The organism is Candidatus Paceibacterota bacterium, from assembly GCA_028718635.1.
Taxonomy (GTDB): domain Bacteria; phylum Patescibacteriota; class Minisyncoccia; order Phycocordibacterales; family UBA9973; genus UBA9973.
The window spans coordinates 659,681-671,958 of the sequence record JAQULK010000001.1; the positions used below are offsets into that span (position 1 = coordinate 659,681).

A 12,278-nucleotide genomic window follows, 5' to 3' on the forward strand; every position below is an offset into this window, starting at 1 on the left:
ACATTTTTGTCATATGTCAAATCAAAAATACCTTGTAAAATAAGGATATAATGGAATATACCTATTGACAAAAAGGACTAAAAATAGGATAATTAAGGACTTGTGGACAACTTTTTTGCCCCGACCTTAAAGTCGGGGTCCCGATACAAGGTCGGGAAATACTTTCTCAGCAACTTTATACGCTTCTCCTGCTCCCATTGTCACAAATACGTCATTTTCACCTAATTTCATCCTACTTACCCTCTCTTCTGCTTCAGTAAAACTGCTAAAAGCGGTTACTTCTCCGCGGTGCGTACGCATTGCTATGGCTAATTTCTCACTAGAAACCTCTTGATCAGGATTTTCACGGGCAAAATAGATTGGTAAAAGCAAAACGTTGTCAGCATCATCAAAACAAGTCACAAATTCATCAAAAAGGGCTTTGGTTCGGCTATAAAGATGCGGTTGAAAGAGAACTGTGATTCTTTTCCCTGCCTGTCCGGTAGGCAGGTGCCCTTTTGGATACAGCTCTCGCAAAGCTTCTAGACTTGCCTTTACTTCCGTAGGATGATGGGCGTAATCGTCATAAATGATTGTTCCTTCTTTTGTTACACCCTTTTTCTCTAACCGTCGCCACGTGCCTGTAAATTCTGAAAGAGACTTTTGTGCTATTTCTTCTTTGATGCCCAAAAGGTCGGCTACCGCCAGGGCTGCTGCCGCATCCATTCTGTTGTGCTGTCCTGGAACTAAAAGCTTCGGAACTTTGTCTAAATATTTACTATAATCTGAAATCACTTTCTCACTCTGTTTTTCAAGTTGTTTAAAGGCGCTTTTAATGTCTTCTAGATCTTTATAATAATCCAAATGATCTGCTTCAATATTCGTAATCACTAAAATTTTTGGTTTAATGTTTAAAAAAGCTCTTTTATATTCACAAGCTTCCACCACAAAATACTTACTTCTTCCAATGATTAAATTTGATTTACTTTCTTTTAGTAAAGACCCGACAATTACCGAAGGGTCCAATTTTGCGTCCAGTAATATTTTGCCAATCATTGCTGTAGTGGTGGTCTTGCCATGAGTACCAGAAACTGCAATGGTGTACTTATTAGAAGTCACGATACCTAATGCCTCTGGATAACTTAATTTTTTAACTCCAGAATTATTTAATTCAGTAAAAAACTTCGGGTCATATTGAGCAACTGAAAGCGAAAATATAACCAATTCAACATCTTTTGGAATCAATTCCATCGCTTGACCCAAAGTTATTTTAGCTCCGAGCCTTTGGAGCTCGTCAGTTATTCCACTCATTGAGATGTCTGACCCAAAGACATCTTTCCCTTCCAAAAGCATCATTCGTGCAATAGCCGATATGCCGATCCCCCCGATTCCCACAAAAAATACTTTTTTAATTTTTGATAAATCAAATTTTTCCATATTTTTTCACTAAATTTTTAAACAAATCCCCTTTTTCTTCAAAATTTTTCCAAAGAGAATAAGAGGGTGACGCGGTAGATAAAAGACAAACCTTTCCTTTGGGTGTATTTTTAAAAGCAAACTTAACTGCTTCCTCCATACTTCGTGTTTCTAAAATTTTGAAACCTTTTTTTGACCTCAAAATTCTTTTACCAGTATCAGGAAATAATACTATGTTTTTTATATAACTCTTTCTCAAAACTTTTTCCAATTCATTAAAATGATAGCCGCGGTCCTCTCCTCCGAGAAAAATCGTAGTAGTATTTGGAAGAGCTTGAATAGCTGCAATGGTGGACTCCGGAGTAGTAGAGATAGCATCATCGTAAAATTTTATCCCCTTAAATTCTCCTACGTATTCAAGACGATGCGATAAACCCTTAAAATTAGCAACTGTTTTTTTTATTACACTATCAGAAATATTAAACAACTTAGCGACTTTTACCGATACTTTTATATTTTCTAAATTATGTTTTCCGAGAAGAGATATTTCAGACTTTTTGAATATAATTTTAGAAGTAAAAGGCGGACAGAGAGCAATGTCTCCAGGCTTTTGGAATTTAAAAATATTATTTTTAGCTTGATAGTAATTTTCCACTCCTCTGTGGTAATTCATATGTTCTGGAAATAAATTTAAGAGCACGGCTACATTCGGTGAATATTCTATGTCTTCCAGCATATAACTTGAAAGCTCTATCACAAAAATTTCATCAGGCTTTGGAGAGTCAAGTAATGCTCCAAGCATTGGGTTGCCTATATTGCCCAATAGGCGAACTTTTTTACCAGATTTTTTAAAAATTTCATATATCAAACTCGTTGTTGTGCTTTTCCCTTTGCTCCCAGTAATTCCAATAGTAAAATTTTTATTTTTAGAAAAGAAAATATTTGTAGCAGTAGTATAAGTAATTTTTACTTTATCTTTTGGAATACCTGGAGTTTTAATTGCAAAATCATATTCACTTTGTTTTTCAAGATAATTCTTATCAATGCTCTGATCTAGAATTCCGATTTTTAATTCAGGGTAATTTTTCTTTAGATATTTTTCTGTTACTTTACCTTCTTTGCCATAACCGAGAATACACACATTCTTTAAGCCAAGCAATTTAAATTGCGTAGGTAATGTAGGAGCGCTATAAGTTTTGAATACTTTTGGAATAATTTTCTCAACATCTTTTACCAAAGGAAGTAAATTTTTCACAACAATATCTTCCCCAAAACCTTTTTTCGAAGCTAAATGTAGAGCAACTTGAGATTCATCAAATGTTCCAACACAATCAAAAGGTTTCATTTTTCCAAAACCAAGAATATCTCTATATAAAGATAAAAGTTTCTCATCAGCGAGTAAATTCTTACCAAAAATTTTAATCAATTTTTTTTTTTCAACAAAAGGCGTAAACATTAAAAAAACAAATAAACATTTAGGGCACTCCCCACACCAAAGAGAGATTGGGCGAGATTTAAAAATTCTAAAGTTTCTATTACAACTAGAAAATAGAGGGAAATATTTTTTATGTTGAGCAAACATTTTTGCAATTCTAATTTCATGAAACTGACGAAGCAGAGAAAAATAAACAATATCTGGAGTAATGAATGTCCTAACATATTCCTGAAATAATGATTCAAATTCAGCGGACTTACTCCATTGATGATTAATCACTTCACCTTTGTATTTTATATTGCCAAAATTACTGCTGAATTCATTACCTACGACAACATATTCATATTCATACAAGAAAGCCGATAAAATTCCTAAAAATGCAAAAACTGCTGAAACTGGAATATGTCCATTATAAGATCCTTCATATTCCTTAAAAATTTTTGGGTCGAGAATTCTTTTTATGATAAACGAAGACTTATTGGATTCTTCAATAATTCTATTAGAAATCAAATCGGGACGCCCTGCTTCAACTAAGAATAAAGAAGTCTTAAAATTCTTTAAAAGTTCCATGGCAACAATAGAATCTTTGCCACCACCTATTCCAAGTAAAATAGAATTATTTGTTTCTATACGTACAGTTTTAGTCTTTTTATTTTTATATGGAAACTTTGCTAGTTTTTGAGAATCTAGTTTATTTCTATATAAAAATTCTCCAAGGCCTTTCTGATAAACAGTATTCCAAAACTCAGCTTCTTCTTTCGAAAGTTCAAAAAGGGTTGAAATTTTTGGTGGACAATATAATTTATAATAACTGATCCCTAAAATTAAACTCAAAGGCTCAAGAAACTTATGAATCTCTTTTTTTTTTAGATTCTTTGAAATCTTAGGTAAAATTATGATTTCAGAGAAATTTATAGGTTCACAATTATAAAATTCTATGCTGTATTTAAAGATTATTTCTGCCCTTTCTGAATAAATCTGATAACCAATAAACTTAAAAGTTTTAGCTTTTGGAGCCATAAAACCATATTAGCATAAGATTTATTGAAATGCTTTCTTAAGCTCTTCCATATCATCAAAATGATGTTTTATTCCTTTTATTTCTTGATAGTCCTCGTGTCCTTTGCCGGCGGAAAGTATAATGTCACCCACTTTCGCAATTCTAACTGCTTCCTTTATTGCTTCATGTCGATTAGTTATAGTTTTTACTTTTTCTAAAAGTTCGGGAGATAAGCATTCTTTCATTTGTTCAATGATTTTGTCTGGATCTTCGCTTCTAGGATTGTCAGAAGTAAAAATTGCAATATCAGAAAGCGTTGCCCCGATATGACCCATGATTCTTCTTTTTGTCGAATCTCTGTCGCCTCCACATCCAAATATAGAAATTACCTTGCCCTCTTTTGGTTTTATCTCTTTTATAGCCATCAAAATTTTCTCTAAAGCATCGGGCGTATGCGCATAATCCACAATTACTGAAACTCCATTCGGAGACACAAAATGCTCAAAACGTCCACGGGGAGGCTCAATATTTTCTAAAATCTTTTTTACTTTATCCATATCAAAACCCAAGAGTTCACTCGCACTCCACACTGAGAGTAAGTTGTAAGCATTAAACTTACCAAGAAGTTTTGAACTAACTTCTATTCCATTAAAATTCAAAACCGAACCGGAAAAATCTATTTTAGAAATTTCTCCGTGAAAATCTTCTCCGCCTTTGAATCCATAAGATACTTTCCCAGTTTTTATTTCTTCAAGCATCCTCTCTCCGTATTCATCGTCAGTATTAGAAAGGGCAAAAGCGTGAAGTGGAAGCATCTTAAAGAATTTCTTTTTTGCTCCAAAATAATTCTCAAAATTTTTATGATAATCTAAATGATCGTGAGTCAGATTGGTAAAAATTCCTCCGGCAAAATTTATTCCTGCTACTCTTTTTTGATCAAGCGCATGCGAACTCACTTCCATAAATACATATTCGCACCCTTTCTCTGACATTTTATTTAATAATTTATATAAATTTATCGGGTCAGGGGTCGTTCCCGGTACTGGTCTGCCTTCTTCGGAAAGAACCACGTCTCCATTTATTATATTTTCTACAGTACTAATAAGACCTGCTTTATAGCCAAGACCTATCGCTATTTTATAAAGAAGGGTAGCTGTGGTCGTTTTGCCATTTGTCCCCGTTACCCCAGCAATCTTCATTTTTTTAGAAGGATTGCCATAAAAATGCATCCCTGCCAATAATGCAATTCCCCGCCTCTTTAATTTTAGATTTTTAACTATGTTTTGCATTAGTGGATACGTTCTCTTTTTTCTTCTCCAGTGGGACAATTTTGTAGTATTTATTTATATATAAAAGATCGCTCATGACTTTGCGGATAGAATCAAGCTGTAACGCTCGCATTTCAGGAGTAACATTTTCGTTTTTTATAGTCTCTTCAAAAAAACGCAGAATGCTTGTGAGCGTTGTCGTATAATCTCCAGCCTTTAAATGAAAAACCAAGCTCTTGTGATCAGAAGCTTGCTCTAATTCAAGTGAATATGTATTATTTGACCCATCTTTTGTAATTAAATATTTAGAAACCTGAATATTATATGATTGATTCGCCATATTTCTATTGTAACATAATACTTTTTGATAAGAATTGTGGATAAATAAATTTTTTATTTTGGTTTTATTAAAATTTCTTGTTCAATTTTTTTAAATCTTTCAATCTCCTTCCCGTCCAATACAATATTTTCTAAAAACATATGCTTTGGCCGAGCCCAAATACCTCCATCTTCTAAATGCATATAAATAACTAAATGTTCTTGATTCTCACTGTGCACTGCCTCAAAGAGAACCCTAACTTTTGTTCCCTTATAATGTTCATAAATTCCTCCGATTTCTAAATTTTTCATAGATATATAATACCCCAAAATCAACTTATTACAAAAATAGACGACCGCATTATTTTATAGTATTACCATTATTTTAGACCAAAGTGTTTTCGTAGATTTTCGTCATAATCGAGCTTTTCTACCACCATATATCTTATATTTTTACCAAAAGACAAATCGGTTTTTAAGAGCTCAATAAATTCTGCACAGTTATATGGATAAATCCAAACGCTACGTTGAAGTTGAATAAAACCAAAATCTTTTATTTCTAAGCGTAAAAGATTTCTTTTAGATCTGGCATTTTCCCAAACATCAAAAATGACTACTCTCCACTTGCCATCCCATTTAGTATTTTTCTTTTTCTCTTTAATTTGATAATAAAGGAGTTTTCGTTTTCCTTTTTCAGTCAAACGTAAAAACTGTTTCCCGTTTTCTGTTTCTATTTTAAGCAATCCATCTTTCACAAGTTTTTGTGCTTTTTGATTTAAATAATATTTAAGATTATATTTTTTCTTTTGTTTTAAAAATGGTTTTAAAATTTGTAAAGCATTGGGCGCCAACACCACAATTGATAAAACCCCTACGGTAGCAACCGTCATTAAAATAATTTTTTTAAAATCAATCTTTTTATCCATAATTTCATTATACTACAAAAGTAGACGACCGCATATTTTTATAACAAAGTTTTTAATACAATTTTTCTATGAGCTTCTTCGGCTTTTTCTAAATTAACACCAAATTTTTGCAAATGACTTACTACTTTTTGAACCCTTTTATAATTTCCACAAAAATTAGAAACGCCCTTGGGTAAACCAACAAATAAATAAATCTCACGCCAAACTAATTTCCTATCCATAAATTTTTTTACAGAATTTCTTGTAATTTTCCAAATTTCTCCATTTATTCCAAAACGCCAATATAACCAAAGCTGTAAAAAATGTAACACGTCTTCAAATTCTTCGTGAATTCCTTTTTTATTAAATTTTATAATTTCCGTAATTAACTCTCGAACTTCCAAAAGAAGTTCTAAAAAAGTAATCTTTTCTCCATTAGAATATTCTTTAATATATTCACCAATATTCATTTAGATTTTTTTAATTAACTAACGATTTTCTGTGCTGAGGTGCATTGATCATTCCGCACTTTTTCCATTTATATACTTCACCTGTAGCCGGGTTGATAGCTCCGCAAGGACACGGATCGTTCCGACCAATGTTGTTCACTGGATCAGTTTGGGCGCTTTTGGCATCTTCGCTCGGCTCTTCATGACTCGTGATTAAAGTTTGTTTCGGGGTACTTTCTTCAGCTTTTATATTTATAATATTATCGGTTTTTATATTATTTATAAGCGAGGAAACTTGATCCTTAAAAGCTATTTCCATTTCCTTAAACATAGCAAGACCGTCTTTTTTATATTCCACGATAGGCTCTCGCTGCCCGTAAGCCCGCAAATTTACCGACGAACGCAAATAATCCATCGCTTCCAAATGCTCCATCCAAAGCGTGTCATTTACATAAAAAGCAATCCTTCTGACAGTTTCAAAAAACGCCTCCTCACCAAGTTTTTTTCTTTTCTCCTCTAAAACTTTAGCAAAGCTTTCCCTGGTCATCGCAATATCATAAAGCAAAGCTTCAATTTCTGTCCTATCCGCTCGCAACATTTTTTGCCTTCTTTCGTAAATTATTTTGCGTTGATGATTCATCACATCATCATATTCAAGGGTGTTTTTTCTGGCATCAAAATGAAAACCTTCAATTTTTGCCTGAGCTCCTTCCAAGGTTTTACTGATAAAACGATTTTCTATAGGCTGATCTTCGGAGATGCCAAAACGTCCCATCATTGTTTTTATTTTTTCCGAACCAAACACTCGCATCAAGTCGTCATCCAATGAAACGTAAAACTGCGTTTCTCCCGGATCGCCCTGCCTTCCAGCTCGTCCTCGTAGCTGGTTATCGATTCTCCTTGCTTCATGCCTCTCTGTGCCTAAAACGAAAAGTCCTCCAACACTTTTAACAAATTCATATTCTCCGGGAACCAAAGGATTGCCTCCGAGTTTTATGTCTATTCCGCGTCCAGCCATATTTGTAGCGATGGTTACTGCCCCCCGACGTCCCGCTTGCGCAATTATTTCACCTTCTTTTTCATGATTTTTGGCATTTAATATCGTATGTTGCACGCCTTCTTGTTTGAGATACACGGAAAGAAGTTCATTTTTTTCAATAGAGATGGTGCCGATCAAAACCGGAGTTCCTTTTGAATTCAATTCTTTTACTTTCCTGGCGATAGCTTGAAATTTTCCTTTTTCTGTTTGAAAAATTAAATCACTATGATCGATACGAATGACGGGCATATTGGTCGGGATTACAATAACATCAAGCCCATAAACTTTTAAAAATTCTTCTGCGGAAGTGGCTGCTGTTCCGGTCATACCGGAAAGTTTTTTATAAAATCTAAAATAATTTTGAAAAGTAATAGAACCGGATGATCGAGTCTCTTTTTCAATTTTTACTCCCTCTTTCGCTTCTATCGCTTGATGAATACCTTCACTCCAACGCCTGCCCGGCTGAAGACGCCCGGTAAAAGGATCCACGATGATAACTTCCCCTTCCTTCACGACGTAATCTTTGTCGCGTTCAAAAATAGCTTGCGCTTTTACGGCAGTTTCCAAATGATGCACATATTTTATACCCTTTTCTGTGTAAATATTTTCAATACCTAAAAGTTGTTCAGCTTTTGTTATACCAGCATCAGAGAGAGATATCGCTTTTAGCTTCTCATCTACCTCATAATCCAGATCGCGCTTGAGTTGTTTTGCAATGTTAAAAAATTTTATATAAAAATCTTCAGAATCTCCAGAAGCAGAAGAAATAATAAGAGGGGTGCGAGCTTCATCAATTAAAATAGAATCCACCTCGTCCACAATGGCAAAATTGTGTCCTCTTTGCACGAGATCATTTACACTCGTAGCTAAATTATCTCGTAAATAGTCAAAACCATATTCATGATTTGTGCCATAAGTTACATCTGCCTCATAGGCCTCTCTGCGGGAACAAGGTTTCAAAAAATCATAAACAATTTTAAATTCTCCGACTGAGTCTCTCTCTAAATCCTCTTCTTTGTGCGTGGCGTCATAAAGAAAAGAAACATTTTGTGAATTAATAACTCCGACGCTTAATCCTAAAAAATTATAAACTTGACCCATCAATACCGCGCCTATCCTAGAAAGATAATCATTGACTGTGACAATGTGCACCCCCTCGGATGTAAGCGCATTTAAATATGCAGGAAGAACCGCAACAAAAGTTTTTCCTTCTCCCGTTTTCATTTCAGCAATTTTACCTTCATGTAATGCCAAACCTCCGACAAGCTGAACATCAAAAAGACGTTTATTATCTACTCTTCTCAACGCTTCCCTCACGAGAGCAAAAGCTTCTGGTAATATTTCGTTTAAAGTTTCTGCTTTATTACTAGAATTGTTTAATTTATCCTTGAATTCCAGAGTTTTTTTAGGAAAAGCGTCATCTGTTAAGACCGAAATATCCGCCTCTAAAACATTGATTTTGGACACTATTTTTTCCGTATCTTTTATGAATTTAGAGCTTTCGTCTCCAAATATTTTACTATATAAACTCATATATATATACTAGCATAAAATGAAAAATCCTCCGAACGGAGGATTTTTCTAAGAAATCCCGACCTATGTCGGGATCCCGACTTTGGTCGGGACTATGCTCGCTTCTTTGTAGTCTTTTTTGCTGCCTTCTTTGCTTTCTTTTTTGCTGCCATATTATTTGTCGCTTACGCGAAATTATTTTTTTAATTTTAGTTTGCAATAAACCGACCGAAAATATTTATTGCTTCGAACTACATTAATTATCTCGCATAATAAAAAATTAAACAATACTTTTTTCACAAAACTGTGGATAACTTTTTTAAAAAGAAAAATGAAAAAGTTTTTAGAATGCATTGCGCAGGCGGACGCGCCGAGCATAGCAAATTTTTAGCAAAAAATTATGTGCGCATTATAAAAATTGTTTTCATTTTTCTTTTTTACAAAAAAAAATTATTTTCATTTGAAGCGGGTGATGGCTAACCTCCAACATATGTGCCTATGTGAGTGCGATCACCCGCTACAGATAAAAATAATTTAAATATATTGTATCACAAAGTTCGGGCCGCTGGGAATCGAACCCAGTCTACATCCTCCCGAAGGATGCGTACGACCGGTATACTACGGCCCGATTTATGCCTTTCTTTCTAAGGCTCTTTCTAAAATATGCTCTATGACAGTGTGCGGTTCGGCGCCGACATATCCACAAACTTGAGAGAAATGCGAATCTGGTTTTAAATCAGGTATTCCGGTAATTTGCAAAAGATAAATCTTGCTCTTGGAATTCAAAACAAAATCCATTTTTAGATAGTGGCCTCCGCCAATATTTTTATGCAAATCTTTCACTAAAGCATTCAATCTTTCTTTTTCAGCATCGGAAAAGGAACCAAAAGAGTTTCCAAGTGGAAAAATATAAATTTCCTGTCCGCGGAATCCTGGAACAGAATGCAGAGACGCAATTTTCCCGAGAATAAATTCTTCCACTATTACGTCATCACTGTCGTTTATAATTTTTGAAAGTTCATCAAAAGTTTTTACTATTCTAATTTCGTTAGAACTTTTTACAATCCACGGCGCTCCAAATTTTCCAAAAACTTCTCGCGCAGACTTAGGAGAAATTACAGATCGAGGCATTTGCACACCGAATTGCTTTAGTTTTTCTAACAAATAATCTTTATTGCCCGCATTGGGAATGGCTAAGCTGTCGAGAATGTTTGAAAAGCTTGGGTGTGTTGTGTTCCACACTACATCAATTTTATTTATTAAATCACTAGTATTGATCGGCAAGCCGCCTAAATGCCAAACATAATCCTTGTCAACTAAAATATCCATCACTTTATACTTCTTTCCCAATCTTTCATAAATATGCGAAATAATTTCCCCGCCTTTCTGCAAGGAAGACTTATAGTGTTTTCCCGAACCGCCTCGCAACACTCCAACTCTTTTTTTACTTTTAGTCTCTACCATAAATAAATTATATCACAAACAAAAAAATACCAAGGGTTCCCCTTGGTATTTTTTTGTTGCTGTTGTTTGTTTTGTTTCGTTCTTATAACTTAAGAGTCTTTCCTCTCTGTCAATATATCTTTTTAAGTCCACAACATATTTAGACTATTGTGTCGTCAATTGAGCGACACAATACCGACTCAATATATCCAACCTCTCCGAGGTCAGTTTTCGTTTTGAGACGAGAAACTCAATTCTATAAAATTTCTTTCATAAAACTGGGACGTTTTTCAAATTGAATTATTCCACGACCAGCTTCCGCTAGCCGTGCCTTGTTACGACTTAGTCCCTGTCACCGAGCTTACCTTAGGACCCACTTATGCGGATACTTCGGGTACTCCCGGCTCCCTTGACTTGACGGGCGAATACTTTCGTTAAACTACGAATTTGTGTTCCCACCGAACGGACGGATTTCCCGTATTCGGCGAGCTCTAATGCATGTGTTGTTTTAAGGAATACAACTTCTTTAATCCAGATTCTTTTAAATGTATACCATTATCAATCATCGAAAACATTTTGCAAAATATATCGAAATCTTTCTTTTTTGAAGGAAATTTCAATATGTGTTTCTTGAAAAATGGAATTATGACTGATTTTAGGTCGTTTCTATTGTAAACTTCATATCTATAACAATTTTGATGATTGGGACGCGTATCTTTTTGAAAATACACACTGCCACAACCAAAGAAATTTTTTAATTGATATAAAATCTTTTTATCTTTCTCAACAAGTTTCAAATAAAATTTTGGTTCTATTTTAACTCTCCGAGAATGAGAAACTTTAGAAGGATTTCGAACGTAAACAGTAAAACTGCCTTCGCCATCCACTAAACCTATAATGTAATCTGGGTTAATGTTTTGCATAGAGTGAATACCTTCCCTTGACATAAGGTCGAGGTACTATGATTCAGCTGACTTCTGACGCTGCGTAAGTTTAATTATATCATATCTTTCGAAATGACAACAACATCAGATCTCCACAGGTCACTTAAAATTCTTTTCCAAACATCCCAAACGAGCTTTTCTACGAGTTTTCCCTACCCTCACCACCCACTAGTAGGTCAACTGACTCTTTTTTATGTCGGGCTGCTCTTTGTTTCCAGATCCTCCACCATTTACCTCGCGGTAAAAGGCTATCTTTCTACTACGCTTCGATTACGAATCGAAGGAATGGATTTAAACCATTTAGAAAATTAAGCTGCTGCGCGCTTTTATTGTGAGTACAAGACTTGAGAACGTATTCACCGCAGTTTAGCTGACCTGCGATTACTAGCAATTCCAGCTTCATGGAGTCGAGTTGCAGACTCCAATCCGAACTAGGGCCACTTTTAAACGATTAGCTCAGAGTCGCCTCGTCGCTGCGCGTTGTAGTAGCCATTGTATTATGTGTGTAGCCCAGGGTATCAAAGGGACATGCTGACCTGGCGTCATCCTCTCCTTCCTCCCCCGCCTAAA

11 protein-coding genes, 1 tRNA gene and 1 rRNA gene are annotated in these 12,278 nt (G+C 34.9%); 1 reads left to right on the forward strand and 12 read right to left on the reverse strand.

The genetic code is table 11. The features are described from left to right. Positions 1-126 precede the first annotated feature (126 nt). The 8 genes from PHT16_03555 to secA form a co-directional block, all read right to left on the reverse strand. Positions 127-1,416, reverse strand: coding sequence for a cyanophycin synthetase (locus PHT16_03555; protein ID MDD5721491.1), 1,290 nt, complete (start codon positions 1,414-1,416; stop codon positions 127-129). After that, positions 1,403-3,850, reverse strand: a complete 2,448-nt coding sequence (locus PHT16_03560; GenBank protein MDD5721492.1) for a Mur ligase family protein — start codon at positions 3,848-3,850, stop codon at positions 1,403-1,405. Before PHT16_03560 ends, PHT16_03555 begins: the two co-directional genes overlap by 14 nt. Positions 3,851-3,871: 21 nt before the next feature. Then, positions 3,872-5,119 carry a UDP-N-acetylmuramoyl-L-alanyl-D-glutamate--2,6-diaminopimelate ligase gene (locus PHT16_03565; GenBank protein MDD5721493.1) on the reverse strand — a complete coding sequence of 416 codons (1,248 nt, stop codon included), beginning with the start codon at positions 5,117-5,119 and terminating at the stop codon, positions 3,872-3,874. Then, positions 5,103-5,438 carry a hypothetical protein gene (locus PHT16_03570; protein ID MDD5721494.1) on the reverse strand — a complete coding sequence of 112 codons (336 nt, stop codon included), beginning with the start codon at positions 5,436-5,438 and terminating at the stop codon, positions 5,103-5,105. The genes PHT16_03565 and PHT16_03570 overlap by 17 nt, the downstream gene beginning before the upstream one ends. Positions 5,439-5,491: 53 nt before the next feature. Continuing rightward, positions 5,492-5,728 (reverse strand): DUF1653 domain-containing protein, encoded by a 237-nt coding sequence (locus tag PHT16_03575; protein MDD5721495.1) that lies wholly within the window; start codon positions 5,726-5,728, stop codon positions 5,492-5,494. A gap of 68 nt (positions 5,729-5,796) precedes the next feature. Then, entirely contained in the window at positions 5,797-6,342 is a 546-nt protein-coding gene (locus tag PHT16_03580) for a hypothetical protein (protein MDD5721496.1), read from the reverse strand. A gap of 38 nt (positions 6,343-6,380) precedes the next feature. Next, complete coding sequence (locus PHT16_03585; protein ID MDD5721497.1) at positions 6,381-6,791, reverse strand: hypothetical protein; 411 nt, start codon at positions 6,789-6,791, stop codon at positions 6,381-6,383. Between the two features lie 10 nt (positions 6,792-6,801). Next, a complete protein-coding gene (secA, locus tag PHT16_03590) occupies positions 6,802-9,342 on the reverse strand; it encodes a preprotein translocase subunit SecA (protein ID MDD5721498.1) in 2,541 nt (846 codons plus the stop codon). A gap of 285 nt (positions 9,343-9,627) precedes the next feature. Between secA and PHT16_03595 the strand changes: the two genes are divergently transcribed. Beyond that, positions 9,628-9,801, forward strand: coding sequence for a hypothetical protein (locus PHT16_03595; protein MDD5721499.1), 174 nt, complete (start codon positions 9,628-9,630; stop codon positions 9,799-9,801). Between the two features lie 77 nt (positions 9,802-9,878). Here PHT16_03595 and PHT16_03600 read toward each other — a convergent pair. The 4 genes from PHT16_03600 to PHT16_03615 all read right to left on the reverse strand — a co-directional run. After that, positions 9,879-9,949 (reverse strand) — tRNA-Pro (locus PHT16_03600). 2 nt (positions 9,950-9,951) lie between these two features. Next, entirely contained in the window at positions 9,952-10,785 is an 834-nt protein-coding gene (locus PHT16_03605; protein ID MDD5721500.1) for a hypothetical protein, read from the reverse strand. Positions 10,786-11,255: 470 nt separating this feature from the next. Continuing rightward, positions 11,256-11,687 (reverse strand): LAGLIDADG family homing endonuclease, encoded by a 432-nt coding sequence (locus PHT16_03610; protein MDD5721501.1) that lies wholly within the window; start codon positions 11,685-11,687, stop codon positions 11,256-11,258. Positions 11,688-11,992: 305 nt separating this feature from the next. After that, positions 11,993-12,278 (reverse strand): 16S ribosomal RNA (locus tag PHT16_03615); the annotation flags it as partial.